The organism is Actinosynnema sp. NPDC059797 (assembly GCF_042732085.1).
Lineage (GTDB): Bacteria > Actinomycetota > Actinomycetes > Mycobacteriales > Pseudonocardiaceae > Actinosynnema.
Window position 1 is genome coordinate 1 of record NZ_JBHWIE010000104.1, and the last position, 23,663, is coordinate 23,663.

The window sequence follows — 23,663 nt, forward strand, 5'->3', positions numbered from 1 at the left end:
TGGTCCGCCACTGCTCATCGCTCAACTCGTGCCTGCGGATCACGACCCAAGATCAAAGCAGACCAACCGCACCCGCTTTGAGGACAGGCCCTAGGGGCGTTCCCGGTCACCGCCCGGCCGCGAGCCGGTAGGCCTCGACCGTCTTCTCCGCCGTCCTGCGCCACGTGAACCCGGCCGCGTGGGCCCGGCGCGCCGCCTGGCCGGCGGGGGTCGCGGGCGTCTCCACCGCGTCCGCCATGGCCTGCGCCAGCGCCTCGACGTCGCCCACCGGCACGTGCGCCGCGTGCCCGTCGGCCACCTCGCGCAGCGCCGGCACGTCCGTGCACACCACCGGCACGTTGCACGCCAGCGCCTCCAGCACCGGCAGCCCGAAGCCCTCGTCCCGCGACGGCAGCACCAGCGCCGACGCCCCGGCCACCACGCTCCGCAGGTCCACGTCGTTCAGGTACCCGGTGCGCAGCACCCGGTCGTCGGCCGCCGGCGCGCCCGGCCCGGCCAGCACCAGCGGCGGCAGGGAGGGCCGCGCCGAGTGGGCCGCCACCAGCGTCCCCAGCCCCTTGCGCGGCCCGCCGGCGCCCACGAACAGCAGGTACTCCGAGGGCAGGCCCAACCGGTCCCGCAGCGCCGGGGACGGCGGGCGCGCCGCGAACCACGCCGGGTCCACGCCCAGCGGCGTCACCACGATCTTGTCCGGGTGCACGCCCAGCCGCTCCTCCACCACCGACGCCACGGCGCGGGTCGGCGTGCACACGACGTCCGCCCGGGACGCCGACCGCTGCACCAGCTCCGGCAGCCGCCGGTCGGACGGGGGCAGGTCGCCGGGCGCGTCGAGGAACGCCAGGTCGTGCACGGTGACCACGCCGCCGGCCCGCAGCGCGGGCGGCAGCACGAAGTTCGTGCCGTGCATCACGTCGGTCGGCCCGGCCAGGAACTCCACCGGCGGGAACGGCGCCCGCAGCCACAGGTGCCGCAGCAGCCGCGCCGCCACCGGCAGCCCCCGCGCCACCACGTCGTGCGGCAGCACGGTCCGCAGCGCCCGCCAGCCGCGCAGCGTGAACGCGACCGCCCTCACCTGCACCGACGGCATCGACGCCAGCTCCTCGGCCAGCGCCGCCGTGTAGCGGCCGATGCCGGTCCGGTGCCCGAGCAGGGGAGTGCCGTCGATCAGCACCTTGAGCGGCCTAGCCATGGCCGCGCAGCTTCTTCAGCACCCGCCCGGTCGCCCGGCGCGCCACCTCGCCCGGACCGCCCGCGTCCAGGTACTCCTTCACCAGGCGCACGTCGCGCAGCACCTTGTCCTTCCTGGGCAGCGGCCGGTTGCGGACCAGGGGCGACGACCCGGGCAGCCGGTCGGCGGCGGGCCGGGGGTTGCGGCAGAACTCGACCAGCGGCGCGAGCACGTTCTCCCACGTGAACCGCTCCCGCACCACGGCGATCCGCTCGGCGCAGGCCGCCGCGAACTCCTCGTCGTACAGCGCCTTCTCCAGCGCGTCGGCCAGCGCGCCCGGGTCCTCCGACGGCACCACCACGCCCAGGCCCTCGCGCCGCACCAGGTCGGCGAACGAGTCGCCGTCCGTGGTCACGATCGGCAGCCCGGCCCACAGGTAGTCGAGCACCCGGGTCCGGAACGCGAACGTCGTCTCCACGTGCTCGTAGTGCGTGGTCACGCCCGCGTCCGCGTCCAGCAGCCAGTTCTGCCGGTCCTGGTAGGGCACCCACGTCTCGTTGAAGAACACGTGCGACCCGACCAGGTCGAGCCGCTGGGCCAGCGACCGCGTCTGCCCGGCGACGTCCATGTCCGGCACCTCGGGGTTGGGGTGCTTCATGCCGAGGAACACCAGCCGCACGTCCGGCCGGCGGCCCCGCAGCCGGTCCACGGCCCGCACCAGCGTCAACGGGTCGAACCAGCTGTAGACGCCGCCCGCCCACAGCACCACCTTGTCCGACGCGGGCAGGCCCAGGGCCGCCCGCAGGCCGGGCCCGGTGCGTTGCGGCGGCTTGCCCGGCAGCCCGAACGGGACCTCCGCGATCAGCGACCGCGTGGTCCGGTCGTGGTCGTACAGCGACGGCGTGAGCCGGCCCAGCGCGGCCAGGTGGCCGAGCCAGAAGTGCCGCTGCCGCTCGGAGGCGCACAGGAAGAAGTCGCCGCGCTCGAGCTGGTTGTTGAGCACCCTGGTCACGGCGGTCAGGTCGGCGGCCCGCTTCTCGTCGGTGTCGTCGCGGCTCTGCTCCAGCAGCTCCAGGTGCATCGGGTCGTAGACGTCGCAGACGACGACCTTGGTGGAGCCCGGCTCCTTGAGCTTCGGCGCGAACTCCAGCGCGTGGCCCTGGAGGACCACCACGTCCGCCCAGTCGACCTGCGGCCCGAGGTCGCGGCGCGCCACGCGGAGCACGTCGAACGGCGCGTCGGGCGGGTCGCACACCGGGTTGACCGTGACCAGCCGCACCTCGTGCTCGCCCGCCAGGACGTCGGCCATGTGCCACGCCCGGATCGCCGGTCCCGCCATCCGCGCGGAGATCACGTCGCCGGTCAGCACCAGCACCTTGCGCGGCTTGCCGAACACCTCGTCCAGCCCGAACACGTCCACCAGCACGTCGTGCGCGGCCAGGTAGCGGGGCAGCGGGTACGCGGGCTCCAGCGCCTTGCGCATGAGCGGCACGAGGTCCGCGTCCGTCACCCGGCGCGCGGCCTGCTCGGCCTGGCGGGACTCGGCCAGCGACGGCAGCAGCTCCACGAACTGGTCGATCGCCAGGAACCCGGCCAGCGCCTGCCGCGGCACGGGCACGGGCGCGAGGTCGTCCGCCGGGTCCGCCGGGCGGCGGGTGATCTCCAGCTGGGTCGGGTCCAGCTCGCCGCGCGCGGTGGCCCGGCGGACCACCAGGGCCAGCGCCGCGGGCAGCGCCCGCGCCAGCGTCTCGTCGGAGAAGTTCTTGTAGAGCGCGGCCAAGGCGTTGCGCTCCAACAGGTACAGCTCGCGGCTGCTGTCCACTTCGGACATGGAGGCGTGGTGCTTGTGGAACGTGAGCGAGGTCGGCTCGTAGCGCACGCGCCAGCCGCGCAGGTTCATCCGCCAGCCGAGGTCGACGTCCTCGTAGAACATGAAGAACCGCTCGTCGAACCCGCCCAGCTCGCGGAACACCGAGGCCCGCGCCACCAGGGCCGAGCCGGTGCCGAACAGCACGTCGCGCGGCGCGTCGTGGCTGCCGTCGTCGGGCTGCCCGGCGTGCCGCTTGTAGCCCATGCCGAACCAGGTGAGGCCGCCGTCGACGAAGTCGACCGCCTGCCCCTCCCAGTCGAGCACCTTGCTCGCCACCGCGCCCACGGAGGGCTCGTCGCGCAGCACCCGCACCGCCGCGCGCAGCCAGTCCCGGTGGGGCCGGGCGTCGTTGTTGAGGAACGCGACGACGGCGCCGCGGGCGTGCTCGACGCCGAGGTTGCAGCCGCCGGCGAACCCGAGGTTGGCCGGCGCCTCGACGACGTCCGCGCGCGGCTCGGCCGCCCTGATCGCCTCGGCGCCCCCGTCGCCCGAGGCGTTGTCGACCACCACGACCTGGAGCTTGTCGACCGGGTAGTCCAGCTCGCCGTACAGGGCGCGCAGGCACGTCTTGGTGTCCTCGGCCCCGCGGTAGTTGACCACGACCACCGACACGTCGGGCAGGCTCGCTCGCTCCACGCGCTAACTCTGCCTCATCACGCTCCGCAGCGGGGCGTCACCGTGGCCTACGCCTCGGTAACACCGTCCTCGGCGGGCGCCGACTCGGCGTCCTCCGGCGGCGCGGGGGCGGGCGGCGCGTCCCGGTGCCACTCGACGGTGATCTTGATGTGCGCCTCGGTGGACGACTTGGCGATGCCGAACGCGCCGCTCAGGCCCGCTTTGAGGCCGATCTCCACGGCCACCTTGTCGGGGCGGGGCGGCGGCATGTCGGCGACCCGCGCGGCCACCGTGCGGGCGACGTGCCTGGCCCGCTCGACGCCCTGCTCCAGGGTCTCCTGGACCCTGTTCCAGTTCCGGCCGGCCCGCACGGGGCCGTCGTACTCGTCGACCTCGAACGGCACCAGTTCGCCGTCCTCGGTGCGCACCTCGACGTACTCGGTCATCTCGCCCCTCCGCACCACGTCACCGGCCCGCCGTCCGACGGCCCGCCCTCTAACGCCCCGCCCACTCCCGCCACACGTCGCGCCGGTCCACCGTCGCGCGCCGGCCGATCCGGACCCGCTGCACCCCTGTCGCGGGCAGCCGCAGCAACGTTTCGGCCAGCACCCGGACGCGCAGGGCCACCCGGAAGTTCTCCGCGTCCGGCCGGGCCCGGCGCAGCGGCAGCGCAGCCGTGATCACGGCGAACCTGGCCAGCTCGCGGACCGCGACGGCCGCCGGGGCGCAGCGCAGCAGCATCAGCAGGCGGTTGCGCTCGTTCCACCGGTGGAACGGCCGGGAGCCGGGGCGGGTGCTCGCGCCGTGCCGGTGGCGGACCCGCGCCGGGCCGACGGACAGCACCCGGTGGCCGTTCAGGCGCAGCCGCCACGCCGTGTCGGTGTCCTCGTAGTAGCAGAAGAAGCTCTCCGGGACGCCGCCCGCCTCGCGCAGCGCGCCCGTCCGGACCAGGGCCGCGCCGCCGCAGAAGCCGAACACCTCGCCGTCCGCGCGCACCAGGTCCGCGCCGTGGCCGTCGGCGGTGAGGCGGACGCCCGCCGACTGGGTCGAGCCGTCGGCCAGCAGCATCGTCGCGGTCGCGGCGGCGGCGCCCGGCGCGGCGTCCAGGGCGTCCTCCAGGGCCGCCAGCCAGCCCTCGTCGGGCGCGGCGTCATCGTTGAGCCAGGCCACGTACTCGGTGGTCACGCGCGGCAGCGCCGCGGCCAGGCCGCCCGCGTAACCGCGGTTGACCGGCAGGCGCAGGACCTCCGGGCGGCCCGGGTGGGCGGCCAGCAGGCCGGCCGTGCCGTCGTCGGAGGCGTTGTCCACCACGAGTGTCCGGTGTGGACGTTGACGGGCCAGGGCGTCCAGGCACGCGGTGATGTGCTCGCGGCCGCGCCACGTCACCACGACCACCGTCGTCCGCGGGTTCGACACGGCGTGAGACGGTACGCGACGTGCCGAACCTCGTTGTGCTGACCGAGCAGTTGCTGGCCCCCGTGCCGGGTGGCACCGGCCGCTACACGCGCGAGCTGGCCGCCGCGCTGGCCCGCACCGCGCCCGCCGGGTGGACCGTGACGGGGGCGGTGAGCAGGCACGCGGACGTCTCGGCGGCCGTCGTGCCCGGCGTCGGGGGGCCGAAGGTGCTGCCGCTGCCCCGGCGCGCGCTGATCGCGGCGTGGGAGCGGGGCGTGCCGTACTGGCCGGGCGGCGACTCGGTGCACGCCTGCACGCCGCTCGCGCCGCCGCGCGGCCGGGTCGTGGTGACCGTGCACGACACCGTGCCGTGGACCCACCCGGGGACGCTGACGCCGCGCGGCGCGGCGTGGCACCGGCGCGTGATCGGCCGGGCGACCGCCAGGGCGGCGGGGGTCGTGGTGCCCACGTCGGTGGTGGCGGACGAGCTGCGCCGGCACGCGCCCGGCCCCGCGCCGGTGCACGTGGTGCCCAACGGCGTGACGGCGCTGCCGGAGGAGGAGCCGGTCGACGTCCCGCCGCGGTACGTGCTGGCGATCGGCACGGTCGAGCCGCGCAAGGGTTTCGACCTGCTGGTCGCCGCGACCGCCGAGCTGGGCGTGCCGCTGGTGGTCGTCGGTCCGCCGGGCTGGGGCGGGGTTGACCTGCGGGCGCCGCACGTGACGCTGCTGGGCCGGGTGAGCGACGCGCGGCTCGCGTTCGTCCTGCGGCGGGCGGCGGTGCTGGCCGCGCCGAGCCTGGCCGAGGGGTTCGGCCTGCCGGTGGTGGAGGCGATGGCGGCCGGGGTGCCGGTGGTGCACTCCGACGCGCCGGCGCTGGTCGAGGTGGCGGGCGGCGCGGGCGTGGCGGTGCCGCGCGGAGACCTGGCCGCGCTGGTGGGCGGGCTGCGCTCGGTGCTGTCCGACCCGGGCCTGGGCGAGAGGCTGATCACGTCCGGCCGTGCCCGCGCGGAAGCGTTCACCTGGGAAAACGCAGCTCGGTCGGTGTGGCGGGTCCACCTGGCGCTGTTTGGTTAAGCAACCGTTTGCCCCGTTTCGCGGCCATTCGCCGGAAACCGGTCGTACCCTTCACCGCGTGTCGCCCGCCGAACCCAGCGTGCTGATCGACGCCACCGCCGTCCCGACCGACCGCGGTGGTGTCGGGCGGTACGTGGATTCCCTGGTGGCCGCGCTGGACGCGGACGGCGCCCGGCTCAGCGTGGTGTGCCAGCCCCGCGACGCCGGGCTGTACGGCGCGCTGGCCCCGAACTCGCGGGTCGTCCCGGCGACGGAGGCCGTGGCCACCCGCACCGCCCGGCTGACCTGGGAGCAGACCACGCTGCCGCGCCTGGCGAACCGGCTCGGCGTCCACGTGGTGCACTCGCCGCACTACACCGTGCCGCTGGCGAACCGGACCGCGTCGGTGGTGACGCTGCACGACGCGACCTTCTTCACCGACCCGGCGCTGCACTCGTCGGTGAAGGCGAGGTTCTTCCGGGCCTGGACGCGGGCCTCGCTGCGCCGCGCCGAGCTGTGCGTCGTGCCGTCGCGGGCGACCGCGGACGAGCTGGCGCGCGTGGCGGGCGCGGACCGGCAGGCCCTGCACATCGCCCAGCACGGCGTGGAGACCGAGCGGTTCCACCCGCCGACGGCGGCGGAGGTGGCGGACGTGCGGCGGCTGCTGTCGCTGGGCGACGCGCCGTACGTGGCGTTCCTGGGCGCGCTGGAGCCGCGCAAGAACGTGCCCGCGCTGATCCGCGGGTTCGCGCAGGCGTGCCGGGGCCGGGCGAACCCGCCCGCGCTGGTGCTGGCCGGGCAGCCGGGCTGGGACAGCCAGGTGGAGCGGGCGCTGGACGCGGTGCCGCACCGGGTCCGCGTGATCCGGGCGGGCTACCTGCCGTTCCCCTCGCTGGCCGGGTTCCTGGGCGGCGCCGAGCTGGTGGCCTACCCGTCGCTGGGCGAGGGGTTCGGGCTGCCGGTGCTGGAGGCCATGGCGTGCGGCGCGGCGGTGCTGACCACGCGGCGGCTGTCGCTGCCCGAGGTGGGCGGCGACGCGGTGGCGTACTGCGGGGTCGGCGCGGGTGACATCGCGGCGGCCCTGGCCGACCTGCTGGACGACCCGAGCCGGCGGGACGCGCTGGCCGCGGCGGCCCTGGTGAGGGCCAAGGACTTCTCGTGGGCCACGTCGGCGGCCCGGCACCGGCAGGCCTACGAGCGCGCCGCGCTCGTGCACCGCCGCCGCTGAACCACCCGCCGCTGGACAACCCACCGCTGGACCCTCGCCACCGAACCACCCGCCGCGTGCCCGTTCGCCTTTTAGATACCCGCTTGGGGTATGTAGGGCGGTACGGGGGCAGCCTGGTCCGCGGCCGCCTCGGCCACCCCGCACCGCCCCGCCGGCTCCGCGCGGTGAGGGGCACGCGGTCATGCGCCACGTCCACCACCACTAGGGTGGCCCGCGTGACGCGCTACGGAGACGGACTGGCGGTCGTGACCGTCACCTACTCGCCCGGTGAAACCCTGGAGACCTTCCTGTCCACCCTCGCCACGGCCACCACCCGGCCGGTGTCGGTGGTGCTGGCGGACAACGGGTCCACCGACGGCGTGCCCGAGCGCGCCGCCGAGGCGCACGACCACGTGACGTTCCTGCCGACCGGCGGCAACCTCGGCTACGGGGCGGCGGCCAACCGCGGCGTGGCGTCCCTGCCCGACGACGTGGGGTGGGTCGTGGTGGCGAACCCCGACCTGTCGTGGGGCGAGGGCAGCCTGGACAAGCTGCTGGAGGCGGCCAAGAGGTGGCCGCGCGGCGGCGCGTTCGGCCCGCTGATCCGCGAGCCGTCCGGCGCGGTGTACCCGTCCGCGCGCCTCCTGCCGTCCCTCGGGCGCGGCGTGGGCCACGCCGTGCTGGGCCCCGTCTGGCCGGCCAACCCCTGGACGCAGGCGTACCGGCAGGAGGCGGCGTCCGTCGAGGAGCGCACCGCCGGCTGGCTGTCGGGCTCGTGCCTGCTGATGCGCCGCGAGGCGTTCGACTCGGTGGAGGGCTTCGACCCCCGCTACTTCATGTACTTCGAGGACGTGGACCTGGGCGACCGCCTGGGCCGCGCGGGCTGGCTGAACGTGTACGTGCCGGACGCGGAGGTCGTGCACATCGGCGGCCACTCCACGAAGCGCGCCTCGGCCCGGATGCTGGCCGCCCACCACTCCAGCGCCTACCGCTACCTTGCCGACCGGCACCCCGGGGTGGCCTGGGCGCCGCTGAGGCTGGCGGTGCGGACCGGCCTGGGGCTGCGGCTGAAGGTCATGGCGCGCCGCTGAGCCGTTCGGGCGGTCTCGGCCCGCTGTCGCCGCCCGCACCGGCGGCGCTCCGGATGATGGCGGGGTGCGCCGCTCCTTCTCGTACGCGGACGCGGTCAAGCTGCTGGGCGGCGACACCGCGCTGGTGAAGTTCCTGGACCACGCCTCGGCCGGCGCCGTGCTGGCCGCGGGCGGGATCGACCTGCTCGACGCCCGCACCGAGGTGGTGCGGGTGGGCAGGCAGCTCCTGGCGTCGGTGCGCGAGCGCGTCACCGGCCTGCACCGGGTCGACCGGACGCGGCTGCTGGAGGCGGCGCACGGCGTCCTCGTGGTCACGGCGCTGTTCGAGGCCCTGGACGAGGCGGAGCTGCCGGTCAAGCCCGAGCTGAGCCGGGGCGAGCAGGTGGCGCTGGTCACGTCGTCGTGGGCGGGGTCGGACCGCTGGGTGGACCTCATGACCACGCTGCTGGGGACCCGGCTGCCGCTGCCCAACCCCGAATCGCCGCCCGAGCGGGTCGCCGAGGACCTGTCCTCCTACTACGCGGAGATGACCGGGGAGTACCTGAGGTTCCTGGCCGGGTTCGAGGGCGCCCGCGAGGTCGCGCTGCCCGACGTGCCGGGCCGGGCGCTGGAGCGGTACCGGGGGCACTACCGCCGCCTCGCGCTCGACTGCCCCGAGTTCGGCGTGTGGACCAGCGGCATCGAGCACGCCGCGACCCGCACCGCGCTGGGCGGGCTGCGGGAGCTGCTGGAGCGGGTCGCGGGGCACCTGGCGCCCGACGTGCGCCGGGACGCCCTGGCCAACGCCTACCGCCCCGCCCTCCGGCAGCCGGTCGTGGACGGCGACCTGCCCGCCGGGCTGGTCGCGCCGACGCTGGAGCAGGCGTACGTGGCGCCCCTGTTCCGGGTGGCCGAGACCTGGCGCGACGGCGACGCCGGCCGGGAGGGCTGGTGGTCCGAGGCGCCGATCCGCTCCGACCTGGACGCCTACCTCGCCGGGTACCTCACCTCGTCCCGGGCGACCCGCGCGCCGCTGGTGGTGCTCGGGCAGCCGGGCGCGGGCAAGTCGCTGCTGACCAAGGTCCTGGCCGCGCGGCTGCCCGGCGACCTGCTGCCGATCCGGGTCGTGCTGCGCGACGTGCCCGCCGAGTCCGACCTCCAGGAGCAGGTCGAGCACGCGGTCCGGGCCGCCACCGGGGAACGCGTCGACTGGCCCGACCTGGCCCGCGCCGCCGCGCCCGCCGTGCCGGTGGTGCTGCTGGACGGGTTCGACGAGCTGCTGCAGGCCACCGGCGTGAGCAGGTCGGACTACCTGGTGGACGTCCAGCGGTTCCAGCAGCGCGAGCTGGAGCAGGGGCGCGCGGTGGTCGTCGTGGTGACCAGCCGCGTCGCCGTCGCCGACCGGGCGAGGTTCCCCGCCGCGACGGTCGTCCTGCGGCTGGAGCCGTTCGGCGAGGAGCAGGTGCGCCAGTGGCTGGGGACGTGGAACCGGGTCAACCCCGGTGCGCCGCTGGACCCGGAGGTCGCGCTCCAGCACGCGGAACTGGCCGGCCAGCCGCTGCTGCTGTTCATGCTCGCCCTCTACAACGCGGACGGGTGCGCGCTGCGGGGCACCGCCTCCCTCGACCGGGCCCAGCTCTACGAGCAGCTGCTGACCCGCTTCGCCCGGCGCGAGGTGGTCAAGCACCTCAGGGACGCGCCCGACCGCGAGCTGGACCGGGCGGTCGAGCAGGAGCTGATCAGGCTGTCCGTGATCGCCTTCGCGATGTTCAACCGGGGCGCGCAGTGGGTCGAGGAGGCCGACCTCGACGAGGACCTGAACGCCCTGTTCCCCGCCGGCCCCCGCTCCGGCCCGGACCGGCGCATCCGGCTCAGCGCCGCCCAGCTCGCCGTGGGGCGGTTCTTCTTCGTCCACGAGGCCCGCTCCGCCCACGACGGCCGGCCCTGCCACACCTACGAGTTCCTGCACGCCACGTTCGGCGAGTACCTCGTCGCCCGCCTGGTCCACCGGGTGTCGCTGGAGGTGGTGGCGGGGGAGCGCGCGGCGTCGTCGTTCCACTACAAGCCGCGCGCGGACGACACCGGCTGGCTGCGGCCGCTGCTGTCGTTCGCCCCGCTCACCACGCGTTCCCCGGTGCCGGGCTTCCTGCACGAGCTGTTCGCCGGCGCGCCGGAGGCGGACCGGGAGTCGCTGCACCACCTGTTCACCCGCCTCCTCGGCGCGGCGCAACACCACCAGGACGACGTCACCGGGTACGAACCGCGGGTCCTCCCCCTGGCGCGGCGCGTCGCGGCCTACACCGCCAACCTGGTGGTGCTGGTCGTGTCGGCGCGAGGGGAATTCGCCGCGTCAAGCCTGCCGGGCGAGCAGGACGCCGTGCGGCGGTGGCGGGCCTTGGCGCTGCTGTGGGAATCGCAGTTCGACCCCGAGGAGTTCCGGGGTTTCGTGTTCCAATTCGACCTGGCCCGGATCGTCGACGGAGAGCGTCGCGACGTGGTGCTGAAACCGGCGAGCGGACGACCCGCGCCACCCGCCGAACTCACCTGGTTCCTGGACGATTTCGACACCTCCGCCGATGTCCTGCGCCGATACCAGAACTTCCGCTGCTCGCCCGACATCGATTGGGTGCACGACAGCCTAGAACCGCTCCTGTCGAATTTCCGCGCGGCGAGGATGGCGGTCCCATCGGGGGGCAAGGTGGTGTCGCTGACCCGCCTGCTGGTGGCTCTCCTGGCAGCGGGCGTCCCTGATGAGAGGGTCGAAGCCTACAACGCCCTCGGTGAGGCGCAGAGATCGCTCATGCACTCGGGTTCTTTCTACTACGAACCCGTCCTGAAAATCATGGCCGGCGACCCCTGCGCCACTCCGGACCTGATGCGGGACATCGTCGAGATCGGCACTCGCCTCAACGCCTCACCGGACTACCTCATCGTCTGCGCGCGTCGGATGCTGGTGGGCACGGGTGAGAACCAGGTCGCCTTCGAAGCGATCAACGAGGGGTTCAGGAGATCCGATTCCCCGGCGCGAGCCGTCGAGGTGCTGATCCGCTGCGTCGAACTCGGGATCGACCCGGGAGCGCACATCACGCGCTTCCGCGACGTGCCCGCGTTCCTCCGGCAACTCGACCTCGCCGCGCTGGCCGAAGCCGATCCGGGCCTGGTCACCCGCCTTGGGTGGGCCATGACCTCGATCGGCCTCGGCCACCTGCTCGGGTGATGCGTCACAGCTCGTGGTCGTAAAGGGCGTGGTCGTCACAGGTCGTGGTCGTCACATGGCGCGGTAGTCGCGTGGCGAGAACCGGGGCGCGAAGCGGGGCTTCCGCACCCCCGACGCCTTGATGTAGCGCACCGCCCGCTGCCGCTGCGGCGCGTACGGGGCCAGCACCTCCGCCATCCCGTCGTCGTCGACCTTGCGGCCCACCAGCGCCCACCCGACGATCCCGGCCAGGTGGAAGTCCCCGAAGCTCACCGCGTCCGGGTCGCCCCAGGCCCGCTGCGCCACCTCGGCCGCCGTCCACACGCCGATGCCGGGCACCTTCCGCAGCAGCGCCCGCCCGGCCTCGCCGCCGAGGCCGAACGCGCCCTCCAGCCGGTGCGCCACCTGCGCCGCCGCGACCAGCGCCCGCCGCCGGGCGCCGTCGACGCCCGCCTGGTGCCACTGCCAGTCCGTGATCCCCAGCACCGCCCGCGGCGTCGGCGGCACGAACATGCCCTCCGCCGGACCCGGCGCGGGCGTGCCGAAGCGGCGGCACAGCTCCCGGTACGACCGGTGCGCCTCCGCCACCGTCACCTTCTGCTCCAGCACCGCCGGCAGCAGCGCGTCCCACACCCGCCCGGTCGCGGTCAGCCGCATCCCCGGCCACCGCCGCCGCGCCTGCTCGATCAACGGGTGGTGGCACTCGAACGCCGAGTCGTCGTCGCCCGCGCCCAGCAGCGCGGGCAGCCCGTCCAGCAGCCACTCCGCGCCCTCGCCCCACGCCCGCGCCTCGACCACGTCCGCGCGCCGGACGTGCAGCGTCCCCGGGCCGACCGGGGTGTTGGCGGTCAGCCACACCCCGTCGCCGACCCGGAACGACGGATCACCGGGACCCCGTCCCAGCGGACCCAGCACGACGCCGAGGTCCAGCGGGAACGGGGGCGACCAGCTCCTCTCCGCGGGCACCGGGGGTCGTCAGACGTCGGCGGAGAACCGGATCCCGGCCTCGGGCAGCGCCACCCCCGGCCACACCCGCGCACCGCCGACCAGCTCGCACCGGGCGCCGATCACCGCGCCGTCGCCGATCACCGAGTCGGTCACCACCGCACCGGCCTGGACCAGCGCGTTCGCGCCCACGACGCTGCGCTCCACCCGGGCGCCCTCGCCGACCACCGCGCCGTCGAACAGCACCGCGCCGTCGACCAGCGCGCCGGCCGCGACCGTGCAGCCCGCGCCGATCGTGGCGCCGCCCCTGACCACCGCGTCCGCGTGGACCGACGCGCCCTCCAGCAGCACCGCCTCGCCCGTCAGCTCCAGCGCGGCCGACGGCGCGACGCCGCGCACCAGGTCCGCCGAGCCCTGCACGAACGCGGCGGGCGTGCCGAGGTCGAGCCAGTACGACGCGTCGACGTGCCCCTGCACGCGCGCGCCGGCCGCCAGCAGGCCGGGGAACGTCTCCCGCTCCACCGACACCCGCCTGCCCGCGGGGATGCCCTCGACCACCTCGCGGCGGAACACGTAGCAGCCCGCGTTGATCTGGTCGGTCGGCGGGTCCTCGGTCTTCTCCAGGAACGCCGTGACGCGGCCGTCGTCGTCGGTCGGCACGCACCCGAACCGGCGCGGGTCGTCGACCCGGACCAGGTGCAGGGTGACGTCGGCCTCGGCCTCGCGGTGCGTGGCGAGCACGGCGCGCAGGTCCACACCGGACAGGATGTCGCCGTTGAACACCATCACGTCGCGTTCGCGCAGCTTGTGGGCGACGTTGCGGATCGCGCCCGCCGTGTCCAGCGGCTCCTCCTCGACGACGTACTCCAGCTCCAGGCCGAGCGCCGAGCCGTCCCCGAAGTGCTCCTCGAAGACCTCGGCCTTGTAGGACGTGCCGAGCACGACGTGGGTGATCCCCGCTTCCCTGATCCGCGACAGCAGGTGGGTGAGGAACGGCACCCCGGCGGTCGGCAGCATGGGCTTGGGGGCGGACAAGGTCAGTGGCCGCAGCCGGGTCCCCTTGCCCCCGACCAGGACCACCGCCTCGGCGCCTTGCAGCTCCGACATGCCGTTTTTCCTCCTCCGCTTACTTCCACCCGTGGTTTGCGAATACTCTGGCACGAGCACTCCGGTGGCACGGGCGGTGGTCCCGTGTCGCGGTGAGGGCGCCACCGACGGCAACGCCGGCGTCTCCGCCGGCCCAAGCACACGCAGGAGAGATCCGGATGGACCCCCGCGCTCGGGCCGACGCGGCACTCGCCCGTGCTCGTGCACGTGGCATCCACGTCGTGACGCCGGACAACATGACCTCGCCGATGGACTCGTCGGCCACCCAGCAGATCCCGCGCAGCCTGGTCAACGCCGTGGACCCGAAGACGGCCGACCCGGACTCGACCATGGTCCTGGCCTCCCACGTAGCCGCAGGCCACCCAGCCCCACCGCACCCCGCGCCCCCTTCCCCCCACCCCACCACCCCACACCCACCCACCCCCCACTCACCCACCGCAGACCCCGAACCGGAACTGCGCGTGGCCCCGGGCCCGATCCCCACGGTCCAACAGGTCCAACCCTCGCGCCCGAGCCTGTCCCAACGCCTGAACGGCGGCGCGCCCAACCCCCAACAGGGCCTGACCCAACGCCTGAACGGCACACCTGACGCCTGAACGGCACACCTGACGCCTGAACGGCACACCTGACCCACCACGCGTGCCCTCCACCCAGACACCGCGTGTCCTCCACTCAGGCATCGCGAGTCGTACGTCCAGAACGCGCGAGTCGTACGTTCGCGCCCCCCGAGTTCAGCACCCAGCCCCGCGAGTCATGCGCTCAAGCCGGGCGAGTCATGCGTCCAAGTCGGGCGTGTCATGCGTTCAGCCCCGGCGTGTCATGCGTTCAGGACCACGCCAGCCGCGCACTGGACCGCCACCCCGCGCCGAGTGTTGAACTCGGGGGTCCTGAACGTACGACTCGCGCGTCCGGAACGTACGACTCGCGCGGGCTGAGTGGAGGACACGTGGTGTCTGAGTGGAGGACACGTGGTGTCTGAGTGGAGGACACGTGTGAGGTGGGCCGGGGCGTGTGGTGCCCCGGCCCGACCTGGGAGGGGGTAGGGGGAGAGGGGTTAGCGGAGGGGTGGGGTGGCGCGGGTGGCCAGGTCGAGGGCCTGTTCGGGCCACCACTGGCCGGCCGGTGGGCCGCCCTGGCACTCGCCGTCCGACTCGCCCGGGCGCTTGATCCACAGGTAGGCGTCGACGAGGGGGACGCGGGTGCGCGCGGTCGGCCGCTCGCCCAGGCCGCGGCCCGGCGGGTTGCACCAGTCGGTCTCGCCCTCGCCCGGCGTGTAGTGGCCCTGGCCGTTGCGGCTGGTGTCCAGGACGAAGTGCGTCATCTTCCGCTCGTGCACGCGCAGCGCGTCCAGCTCGGCGTCGGACGGGCACGTGGTGGCGCCGCGGTGCGTCCGCAGGTAGAGGCACTTGGAGATGCGCGTGCCGTACTGCACCAGGTCCGCGGTGAAGCGGTAGTTCGACGTGTTCAGGGCGAACCCGTCCGCCCGCGCCACGCCGCCCCGCAGCAGCCGGTTCACGATGCCCTGCTGCTCCCGCGGCTCGCCGTACCCGGCGTCGTAGTCGTTCAGCGCCTGCCACGCCGAGTGCCCGGCGTCGAGGTACACCTTCGTCTGCCTGCCCCGCTTGAGCGCGTCGACCGCGTGGTTGATCTCGCGGTACCGCTGCGGCACCAGCTCCTCGTCCGGCCCGATCGTGCACCACGGCTCACTGGTCAGCAGCGCCAGCCCGTCGGGTTCGACGATCACGACCGCCTTGTCGTCGCCGATCCCGGCGGCGAACGCGTCGATCCACTCCTTGTACTCCTGCTCGCTGAGCGCGCCGCCCGCCGACCACTGCGAGCAGTCCCGGTAGGGCACGAAGTACGCGACCAGCACCGGCACCTGGTTCTTGCGCTTCGCCGCGCGCACGACGTCCCGCACGCGGGTCCGCACCTGCTCCGCGCCCGCCGTGGTGAACCAGATGGCGGTGGGCTGCTTCGCCAGCGCCTCCATCAGCTCGGCGTCCGCGACCCGGCCTTCCGCCCGCCACGCCGCCGCCTGCCGCGACGCGTTGGAGTCCGGTTCCACGTAGAACGACGTTCCCCTGGACGGGTGGTGGTGATGGCCGGGTCCGGCGGCGGCCACGCCACCGCCGCCGACCATCAGCCCCACCGCGGCCAGCGCGGCGAGCACCGCCCGGCGCCGTCTTGCTCCCTTGTCCACGTTGACAGCTCCTCACTGCACTGGGAGCGCTCCCAGAGCGGTGCAAGCATGAAGCCCTATGACCGGGATCACAAGCCCTTCAGGCCATCCGGACGAGCGCGACGGAGATCATCGGACGAAGGTCGTCGACGTCCGGCGGCAGGGCGTCCAGCGGCCACCACCTCAGGTCGACGGACTCGGCGCTGCGCGCGTGCCGCGCACCGGCGGGCGCCCGCACCAGGAACCGCACGTCGAAGTGCCGCGTCGGCTTGCCCAGCGAGCACGTGATCGGGTGCACGTCCAGGTGCAGCGGCACCGGCTCGATCACCAGCCCCTCGATCCCGGACTCCTCCTCGGCCTCGCGCAGCGCCGCGCCGGCCAGCGTCAGGTCACCCGGCTCGCAGTGCCCGCCGAGCTGGAGCCACCGCCCCACCCGCGGGTGCAGCGTCAGCAGCGTCCGCTCGCCGGAGTCGTCCAGGACCAGCGCCGACGCCGTGACGTGCCCCGGCTCGCACGACCGCGCGCAGGCGTCCGGCCGGGCCGCCAGGAACCCCAGGTACGCCTGCCGCAGCGACTCCTGCGCGGGATCGGCCGGCCGCCACCCCTCCAACGTCGCCGAGGCGTCCGCGTGCAGGCTCACCGCTCCAGGAACCCTTCGCCCAGCTCGCGCGGCTGCCGCGGCGCCAGCTCCTCCACCGGGTGGCCGATCGCCACCGCGCCCAGCGGCTCCCAGTCCGCGGGCAGCTCCAGCACGGACCGCACGACGTCCGGGCAGAAGATCGTCGACGACACCCAGCACGACCCGAGGCCCTCGGCGGCCAGCGCCACCAGCAGCCCCTGCACGGCCGCGCCGCCCGCGACGGTGAACATCGTCCGCTCGGCCCCGGACCGCCGCTCGTCCGGGTAGTCGTGCGCGCCCTCCCGCACCAGGAACGGCACCACGACCTCCGGCGCGTCCCGCAGGAAGTCGCCCCGGGAGGTCCGCCTGGCGACCCGCTCCTCGGGCAGCCCGTCACCCCGCAGGTCGTCCTCCCACCGGGCCCGCATCGCCGACAGCAGCTCCGCGCGCCGCTCCGCCAGCCGCACGAACCGCACCGGCCGCGTGTGGTGCGGCGCGGGCGCGGTCAGCGCCGCCGCCACGGCCCGCCTGATCGCCTCCGGCGACACCGGCTCCGCCGTGAACGCCCGCACCGAGCGGCGCATCAGCACCGCCTCGGCCCGCCCGCGCGCCAGCGCCTCGGCGGTGCCCAGGTGGAACAGGTCGTCCTCCACCGGCCGGGCCAGGTCGCGCGCCGACGAGCCGTCGTCGGACACCGGCAGCCCCCGCACCACCGCCACCGGCACCGCGCCCAGCTTGCCCTTCACCAGGTCGGCCGCCGCGGCGACCTCGTCCGCCACCGCGACCTCGGTCACCACCAGCGGGTTGCCCTGCCGGTCCACCGAGCCCGCGTACCGGTGCAGCACGGCCAGCCCGGACGCGCCGATCGCCGCGTCGGTCTGGCCGACCCGCCAGGCCCGGCCCATGGTGTCGGTCACCACGACGGCCACGCGCACGCCCAGCCGCTCGTGCAGCTCGGCCCGCAGCGCCGCCGCCGACCCGTCGGGGTCCACCGGCAGCAGCGCGATCTCGTCGCCCGCCACGTTCGAGGCGTCCACCCCGGACGCCGCCTGCACGACGCCCAGCTTGTTCTCGGTGATCAGCGTCCGCCCGCGCCGCGCCAGCACGCGCACCGCCTCGGCCGACACCCACTCGCGCCGGATCGCGTCCCGCGCCTCCGGGTCGGCGGGCACCGGCACCAGCCGACCTTCCACTTTGGACAGCACCTTGGACGTGACCACGACCACGTCGCCGTCCCGCAGCCACGGCGCGGCCGACGCCAGCGCACCCGCCAGGTCGTCACCGGGCCGGAACTCCGGCAGGCCCGGCACCGGCAGCAACGTCACCGCGTCCGGCGCGGCGTGGTCGCCGGGAACCCCGCCCGCGGAACCGGTCCCGGCCGGCGTCGGCTCAGCCAACGTCCACTCCGGCCAGCTCCAGCGCCACCTTCGCCATCGCGGCGGTCGCGTCCACATCGGACATCAGCAGCGGCACCGCGCGCACCGCCACGCCGGGCACGTCGCAGCGGTCGCCGGTGTGCACCAGCCAGCCGTCCAGCACGCCGTTCCTGGTGGTCTTGCGCGACCCGTAGTGCCTGCCCACCGCCTCGGCGGAGGTCTCGACGCCGATCGCCGACAGGCACGCGTCGGCCATCCCGCGCAGCGGCTTGCCGCCCACGATCGGGGACAGCCCGACCACGCCGGCCTCGGTCTTGCGCAACGCGTCGCGCACCCCCGGCACGCCGAGGATCGTGCCCACGCTCACCACCGGGTTCGACGGCGCGAACAGCACCGCGTCGGCCTCCGCGAGCGCGTCCAGCACGCCCGGCGCCGGCGTCGCGGTCTCCACGCCGACCGAGGCGAACGACCGCGCGGGCAGCGCGGCCCGGTGCCGGACCCACCACTCCTGGAAGTGGATCGCCTTCTCGGCGCCGTCGACGTCCACGACCACGTGCGTCTCGACCCGGTCGTCCGACATCGGCAGCAGCCGCACGCCGGGCGCCCAGCGGTGGCACAGCGCCTCGGTCACGGCCGACAGCGGGTAGCCCGCCCGCAGCATCCGGGTCCGCACCAGGTGCGTGGCGATGTCCCGGTCGCCGAGGCCGAACCAGGTCGGGTCGGCGCCGTAGGCCGCCAGCTCCTCCTTGACCGACCACGTCTCGCCCGCCCGGCCCCAGCCGCGCTCCGCGTCGATCCCGCCACCGAGGGTGTACATGCAGGTGTCCAGGTCGGGGCAGATCCGCAACCCGTGCATCCACACGTCGTCACCCGTGTTCACCACGGCGGTGATCTCGTGCTCGGGACCGGCCAGGAGCTTGCGCAACCCCACCAGGAACCGCGCCCCGCCGACCCCGCCTACCAGTACGACGACCTTCACGGGACGCCATCCTCCCACCGCTCGTCAGCGCCAGAACAGGAAGGTGTCCGCACCCACGTAGGCCAGCCAGCGGTCGCCCCCGACCAGGTCGAACACCGAGTACGCGGCGTCGAAGAACAGGGCGTTGATGGTCGGGAACCCGATCAGCACCGCGAACAGCACGAACGGCGCCCACGGCCGCGCCTTGGCGCCGAACTGCCGCGCCGAGTACGACATGTAGGGCTCGACCACGCCCCAGCCGTCCAGGCCGGGGATCGGCAGGATGTTCAGCACGAACGCGATGACCTGCACCGCGGCCAGGTACGACAGCGCGGCCGCCAGGCCGGGCGCGGGGTCGAACAGCGACACGGACGCCACCAGCAGCGCGCCCAGCACCAGGTTGCTCACCGGTCCGGCCAGCGACACCATCGACTCCACGCGCCGGTCGCGCAGCGCGTGGTGGTTGATCCACACCGCGCCGCCGGGCAGCGGGATCCCGCCGAACGCCAGCAGCACCAACGGCAGCACGATGCTGAACACCGGGTCGGTGTACCGGCGGATGTCCAGCGTCAGGTACCCCTTGCCCTTGACCGCGTAATCACCGCCCCGGTACGCCACGATCGCGTGACCGAACTCGTGCAGGCACAGCGAAACCGCCCAGCCGCCGAGCACGAACAGGACCGTGCCCAGCGTGCGCAGGGCGTCGTCGAACAGGGTCAGCACGGCGCCTGCCACCGTCACCGCGAGCAGGCTGAGGAACAGTGGACTCGGACGCACCGCTGATCTCTTCACCACACCAGTGTGGCGCGCCCCGGGGCGGGGCAGGTAGCCCGTCCGCTGGGCCGTTCGCGCACCCGTCATCGCCCAAAGCAGCGCTTGAATCACTGTCTGTGCTGCTGGTCAAGGTTTTTGCGGCCATCCGCGCGAATATCCCCCGTCCTGTGGACTCCGCTTGACCGGGTGTTGTGACACAGGTGTAATCACATCGGTGTCATTCGTCGTTGTGGGGACGGCGAGTGGTGTCCGCCAACCGGGGAGAGCGGAAGGCGAGGAGGCGGACTGTGCAGGAACCTTTTGACCGGGAATTCGACGGGGGTCGCATCGTGGACGGGGACGTCCCGGCACCGGAGCCGGTCGTGCTCGACCTGTTCGACGTGTCAGACGAGCAGGACTGGCAGGAGCGCGCCCTGTGCGCGCAGACGGACCCCGAGGCGTTCTTCCCCGAGAAGGGCGGCTCCACCAGGGAGGCCAAGCGCATCTGCCTGGGCTGCGAGGTGCGCTCGGAGTGCCTGGAGTACGCGTTGCAGCACGACGAGCGCTTCGGCATCTGGGGCGGGCTGTCCGAACGCGAGCGGAGGAAGCTGAAGAAGCGCGCCGTGTGACCGCCGAGATCCTCCTGGCTTACCGTGGGCGTCCCACGGCGTAGTCGGACGATCTTGGCGAGGAGCGGCACTTGACGAGCGGGGCTGCTCCACGGCTGCGCACCGCGCCCGTGCTGGCGGTGCTGGTGTGCCACGACGGCGACCGGTGGCTGGGCACGGCGCTGTCCGCGCTGCGCAGGCAGCGACCGAGGCCGCGGCACGTGATCGCGGTCGACACCGGGTCCCTGGACGGGACGGCCGGGCTCCTCGCCGAGGCCGCCGAGGGTACCGATCGGGTGATTGACGGCGTGCTGACGCTCCCGCGCGGCACGGGGTTCGGCGAGGCCGTGCACGCCGCCGTGGAGCACGCCGTGCGGCGGTGGGGCGACCCGGGCGCGTGGGTCTGGCTGCTGCACGACGACTGCGCGCCCGAACCGGACTGCCTGTCCGCGCTGCTGACCGCCGCCGAGGTGTCGCCCTCGGCGGCCGTGCTGGGACCCCTGGGACTCGACTGGTCCGACCCCCGGCTGGTCGTGGAGGCCGGGCTGTCCACGGACGCGTCCGGCCACCGGCAGACCGGCATCGGCGCGGCGGAGCCCGCCGGGGCGTTCGAGCAGAGCACCGAGGTGCTGGCGGTGCCCTCGGCGGGGTCGCTGGTGCGGCGGCGGGCGTGGGAGGAGCTCGGCGGCTACGACCGGCGGATGCCGTTGCTGCGCGACGACATCGACTTCGGGTGGCGGGCGAACCTCGCCGGGCACCTGGTGCTGTCCGTGCCGGTGGCGCGGATGCGGCACGCGCGGGCCGTCGGGCGCGGCCTGCGGCGGCTGGACGCGGCCGCGGCGCCACCCGGACCCGCGCCGCGCGGCGTGGACCGGGCGCACGGCCTGCGGACGTTCCTGGTGAACTGCGGCGCGGTGGCGTTCGCGCTCGGGCTGCCGCGGCTCGCCGCGCTCGCGGTGCTGCGCGCCCTCGGGTTCCTGCTGCTGCGGCGGTTCTCCGACGCGCACGCAGAGGTGGGGGCGCTGCGGTACCTGCTGAGCGGGCGGGCGCGGCTGCGGGCCGGGCGGGCCGAGCGCCCGCGGCACGGCGTGGTGCGCGGGCTGTCCACCAGTCGGCTCACCCGGGCGCGCAACGCGGTCCGCGCCGCCGCGGCCCACCTGATCCGGCGGCGCGTCGAGGCGGACCTGGCGCTCGGGCGGCTGCCCGAGGACGACCGGCGACCCGTGGCGTGGACGCTGCCGTCCGAAGTGGAGCGTCCACCGGTCGGGCCGGCGGCGCTGCCCGCGGGCGTGCTGTCGCGGCGGCGGCCCGTGCGGGCGACGGGCGGCCTGCGGCGACCCGCCGTGACCGTGCCGGTGGAGGCGCCGCCCACCGTCGCGCCGGGGTTGCGCCCGTCACCCCGGCCGCGGCCCTCGCCCGTGCCGCGCGGCACGACCGCCCCGACGCCGGGCATCGTGTTCGTCGAGGTGGACCGGGCGCGGCTGCTGCGGTCGCTGGTGCTGGGACCGCCGCTGCTGCTCGTGCTCGGGCTGGCGGTGTTCGGGGTGCTGGCCAACGCGTCCCGGATCGGCCTGGACCTCGCCGGCGGGCGGCTGCTGCCGGTGGCCGACCTGGCCTCGACCTGGTCGGCGTACCTGTCGTCCTGGCACCCGGTGGCGGGCGGCACGACCGCGCCCGCACCCGCCGCGCTGGCCGTCCTGGGCACGCTGGGCGCGTTCCTCGGCTCGCCCGCCGCCCTGGTGGCGGTGCTGTTCCTCGGCGACGCGCCGCTGGCCGGGCTGTTCGCGTACGTGGCGACGCGGCGGCTGCCCGTGCGGCGGCCGGTGCGGGCGCTGGCGGCGGCCGGGTACGCGCTGCTGCCCGCGGCGACGTCGGCGGTGGCCCAGGGCCGGTTGGACGTCGTGGTGGTGCACGTGCTGCTGCCGCTGGTGGCCGCCGGGGTGGTGTCGGTGCTGCGCGGCGGCGCCGGGGTGTCGTGGCTGCCGGTGGCGTCGGGGACGGCGCTGGCGGTGGCGGCGCTGGGCGCGTTCTCGCCGCTGGTGCACGGGCTGGTGGCGCTGGCGGCGCTGGTCGGGTTCGTCGTGGTGCCGGGCCGGGCGGGCGACGGGCGGCGGCGGGTGGCGTCGCTGTTCGTGGTGGTGCTGCTGCCGATGGCGCTGCTGCTGCCGTGGCCCGCCGTGGTGCTCCAGAACCCGTCGGTGGTGCTGCACGGCGTGGGCGCGTTCGCGGAGACGCCCGTCGCCGGCCTGGTCGACCTGCTGGCGCTGCGGCCCGGCGGACCGGGCGCGGTGCCGTTCGTCGGGCTGCTGCTCGTGGTCCTGGCCCTCGCGGCGGCGGCGCTGCGCCCGCACCGGTCGATGCTCGCCGGGCTGGCGGTGGTGGTGCTGGGCGGGCTCGCGGTGGTCGTGGTGCGGACCGCGGCCGTGACGCCGCTGCCCGGCGGGCCGGGCCGGCCCGGGTGGGAGGGCGCGCCGCTGGTGGTGGTCGGCTGGGGCCTGCTGTGGGTGGTGCTGTCGGCGTTCCGGCGCGACGTGGCGCCGCTGCCGCTGCCGCTCGCCCGGGTCGTCCCGGTCATCGGCGCCCTCGCGGTCCTGGCCCTGGCCTGCGCGGGGTTCGCCGGCCTGCGCTCGGGCCCGCTGACCGCCTCACCGGCCCGGCTGCCGTCGACGCTGGAGCAGGAGCTGGCGCAGACCGGCCGCTCGGTGCTCGTGCTGGGCACGCCGACCCGCCTGGTGGCCGGCAGGCTGCCCGCGTTCGGGGACGACGACTACGTGCCCGTGGCGGCGGCCACCACGCGCCTGGACCGCTGGGCGCGCGAGCTGACCGGCGGCGCGCCCGACGCGGCGCGGACCGCCCTGGCGCAGGCCGCGGCCTCGGGCGTGGCGTTCGTGGTGCTGCCCGACCTGGAAACGGCGCAGCGGCTGCGCGACGCGACGGGCGACCTGGTGTCGGTGACCCCGTCGACGACCGACGGCCGCCCGGTCCTGCGGGTGCAGTTGGCGGCGGGCAACGCCGTGCTGCTGTCGCCCGAGCTGGGCCGCCGCGCCCGCACCGGCGGCAACCCGCCCACCGAGCTGGGCGCGCCCGGCACCGCCCCCGTCGAGGCCGCGCCGCCGGAGGTGGCCGTGCGGGTGTCCGAGGGTCCGGAGGGGCGCCTGCTGGTCCTGGCGGCGGAGGAGGAGCCGGGTTGGCGCGCGTGGGTCGACGGCCGCGAGGTGGCGACCGTCCGGGCGTGGGGCCACCTGGTCGGCGTGACGCTGCCCACCACGGCCTCGGAGGTCCGCGTGGAGGCATCCTCGACGCTCCGCGAGTTCCTCCTGCTCCTCCAGGCGGCCGCGGCCCTCTTCACCCTCCTGACCGCCCTGCCGACCCGCCACCCCGACCGCAAACCCCGCCGCCCCTGAACCCACAACTCGCCAGCCCTGAACGTACGACTCACCGGCCCTGAACGTACGACTCACCGGCCCTGAACGTACGACTCACCGGCCCTGAACGTACGACTCACCGGCCCTGAACGTACGACTCACCGGTCCCGAACGTAC

General features: G+C 75.0%; 18 protein-coding genes. 7 read left to right on the top strand and 11 right to left on the bottom strand.

Features of this window, described 5'->3' with window-relative positions; all coding sequences use genetic code 11:
• Window positions 1-106: 106 nt before the first annotated feature.
• Genes ACFV4N_RS22570 through ACFV4N_RS22585 form a run of 4 tightly spaced genes read right to left on the bottom strand, consistent with a single transcriptional unit; the run spans window position 107 to window position 5,069 of the window.
• Entirely contained in the window at window positions 107-1,189 is a 1,083-nt protein-coding gene (locus ACFV4N_RS22570; protein ID WP_499674547.1) for a glycosyltransferase family 4 protein, read from the bottom strand.
• Window positions 1,182-3,674, bottom strand: a complete 2,493-nt coding sequence (locus ACFV4N_RS22575; RefSeq protein WP_499674548.1) for a glycosyltransferase — start codon at window positions 3,672-3,674, stop codon at window positions 1,182-1,184. Before ACFV4N_RS22575 ends, ACFV4N_RS22570 begins: the two co-directional genes overlap by 8 nt.
• Window positions 3,675-3,721: 47 nt before the next feature.
• Window positions 3,722-4,099, bottom strand: a complete 378-nt coding sequence (locus ACFV4N_RS22580; RefSeq protein WP_499674549.1) for a CU044_2847 family protein — start codon at window positions 4,097-4,099, stop codon at window positions 3,722-3,724.
• A 49-nt stretch (window positions 4,100-4,148) separates the two neighbouring features.
• A complete protein-coding gene (locus ACFV4N_RS22585) occupies window positions 4,149-5,069 on the bottom strand; it encodes a glycosyltransferase family 2 protein (protein WP_499674550.1) in 921 nt (306 codons plus the stop codon).
• A 20-nt stretch (window positions 5,070-5,089) separates the two neighbouring features.
• Between ACFV4N_RS22585 and ACFV4N_RS22590 the strand changes: the two genes are divergently transcribed.
• The 4 genes from ACFV4N_RS22590 (at window position 5,090) to ACFV4N_RS22605 (ending at window position 11,597) form a co-directional block, all read left to right on the top strand.
• Window positions 5,090-6,124: a glycosyltransferase family 4 protein gene (locus ACFV4N_RS22590; RefSeq protein WP_499674551.1), complete on the top strand. Its 1,035-nt coding sequence runs from the start codon at window positions 5,090-5,092 to the stop codon at window positions 6,122-6,124.
• Between the two features lie 79 nt (window positions 6,125-6,203).
• Window positions 6,204-7,331 carry a glycosyltransferase family 4 protein gene (locus ACFV4N_RS22595; RefSeq protein WP_499674564.1) on the top strand — a complete coding sequence of 376 codons (1,128 nt, stop codon included), beginning with the start codon at window positions 6,204-6,206 and terminating at the stop codon, window positions 7,329-7,331.
• Between the two features lie 215 nt (window positions 7,332-7,546).
• The gene (locus ACFV4N_RS22600; RefSeq protein WP_499674552.1) at window positions 7,547-8,401 is read left to right on the top strand and encodes a glycosyltransferase family 2 protein; all 855 of its coding nucleotides are present in this window, start codon (window positions 7,547-7,549) and stop codon (window positions 8,399-8,401) included.
• Between the two features lie 64 nt (window positions 8,402-8,465).
• Window positions 8,466-11,597 carry an NACHT domain-containing protein gene (locus ACFV4N_RS22605; protein WP_499674553.1) on the top strand — a complete coding sequence of 1,044 codons (3,132 nt, stop codon included), beginning with the start codon at window positions 8,466-8,468 and terminating at the stop codon, window positions 11,595-11,597.
• A gap of 51 nt (window positions 11,598-11,648) precedes the next feature.
• Here ACFV4N_RS22605 and ACFV4N_RS22610 read toward each other — a convergent pair whose 3' ends face one another.
• The gene (locus ACFV4N_RS22610) at window positions 11,649-12,542 is read right to left on the bottom strand and encodes a DNA-3-methyladenine glycosylase family protein (RefSeq protein ID WP_499674554.1); all 894 of its coding nucleotides are present in this window, start codon (window positions 12,540-12,542) and stop codon (window positions 11,649-11,651) included.
• A gap of 9 nt (window positions 12,543-12,551) precedes the next feature.
• Entirely contained in the window at window positions 12,552-13,628 is a 1,077-nt protein-coding gene (gene manB / locus ACFV4N_RS22615) for a mannose-1-phosphate guanylyltransferase (RefSeq protein ID WP_499674555.1), read from the bottom strand.
• 158 nt (window positions 13,629-13,786) lie between these two features.
• On the opposite strand from manB, the gene ACFV4N_RS22620 reads away from it, so the two are divergent.
• Window positions 13,787-14,224, top strand: a complete 438-nt coding sequence (locus ACFV4N_RS22620; protein ID WP_499674556.1) for a hypothetical protein — start codon at window positions 13,787-13,789, stop codon at window positions 14,222-14,224.
• A gap of 458 nt (window positions 14,225-14,682) precedes the next feature.
• Here ACFV4N_RS22620 and ACFV4N_RS22625 read toward each other — a convergent pair whose 3' ends face one another.
• The 5 genes from ACFV4N_RS22625 to ACFV4N_RS22645 form a co-directional block, all read right to left on the bottom strand.
• Window positions 14,683-15,828, bottom strand: coding sequence for a glycoside hydrolase family 6 protein (locus ACFV4N_RS22625; protein ID WP_499674557.1), 1,146 nt, complete (start codon window positions 15,826-15,828; stop codon window positions 14,683-14,685).
• Between the two features lie 79 nt (window positions 15,829-15,907).
• Window positions 15,908-16,447 carry an NUDIX hydrolase gene (locus tag ACFV4N_RS22630; RefSeq protein ID WP_499674558.1) on the bottom strand — a complete coding sequence of 180 codons (540 nt, stop codon included), beginning with the start codon at window positions 16,445-16,447 and terminating at the stop codon, window positions 15,908-15,910.
• Window positions 16,444-17,880, bottom strand: a complete 1,437-nt coding sequence (locus ACFV4N_RS22635; protein ID WP_499674559.1) for a coenzyme F420-0:L-glutamate ligase — start codon at window positions 17,878-17,880, stop codon at window positions 16,444-16,446. The genes ACFV4N_RS22630 and ACFV4N_RS22635 overlap by 4 nt, the downstream gene beginning before the upstream one ends.
• A complete protein-coding gene (gene cofD, locus ACFV4N_RS22640) occupies window positions 17,816-18,781 on the bottom strand; it encodes a 2-phospho-L-lactate transferase (RefSeq protein ID WP_499674560.1) in 966 nt (321 codons plus the stop codon). Before cofD ends, ACFV4N_RS22635 begins: the two co-directional genes overlap by 65 nt.
• 24 nt (window positions 18,782-18,805) lie before the next feature.
• Complete coding sequence (locus ACFV4N_RS22645) at window positions 18,806-19,552, bottom strand: site-2 protease family protein (RefSeq protein ID WP_499674561.1); 747 nt, start codon at window positions 19,550-19,552, stop codon at window positions 18,806-18,808.
• Between the two features lie 311 nt (window positions 19,553-19,863).
• Between ACFV4N_RS22645 and ACFV4N_RS22650 the strand changes: the two genes are divergently transcribed.
• Together ACFV4N_RS22650 and ACFV4N_RS22655 are read left to right on the top strand one after the other, a co-directional pair.
• Window positions 19,864-20,142: a WhiB family transcriptional regulator gene (locus ACFV4N_RS22650; RefSeq protein ID WP_499674562.1), complete on the top strand. Its 279-nt coding sequence runs from the start codon at window positions 19,864-19,866 to the stop codon at window positions 20,140-20,142.
• Window positions 20,143-20,213: 71 nt separating this feature from the next.
• Window positions 20,214-23,525: a glycosyltransferase gene (locus ACFV4N_RS22655; RefSeq protein ID WP_499674563.1), complete on the top strand. Its 3,312-nt coding sequence runs from the start codon at window positions 20,214-20,216 to the stop codon at window positions 23,523-23,525.
• The last annotated feature ends 138 nt before the right edge of the window (window positions 23,526-23,663 follow it).

Bases quoted from the DNA above. Each gene is read 5' to 3' on its own strand.
- ACFV4N_RS22635 (WP_499674559.1), bottom strand. From the start codon at position 17,880: ATGTGGACGCGACCGCCGCGATGGCGAAGGTGGCGCTGGAGCTGGCCG.
- manB (WP_499674555.1), bottom strand. From the start codon at position 13,628: ATGTCGGAGCTGCAAGGCGCCGAGGCGGTGGTCCTGGTCGGGGGCAAG.
- ACFV4N_RS22580 (WP_499674549.1), bottom strand. From the start codon at position 4,099: ATGACCGAGTACGTCGAGGTGCGCACCGAGGACGGCGAACTGGTGCCG.
- ACFV4N_RS22620 (WP_499674556.1), top strand. From the start codon at position 13,787: ATGGACCCCCGCGCTCGGGCCGACGCGGCACTCGCCCGTGCTCGTGCA.
- ACFV4N_RS22570 (WP_499674547.1), bottom strand. From the start codon at position 1,189: ATGGCTAGGCCGCTCAAGGTGCTGATCGACGGCACTCCCCTGCTCGGG.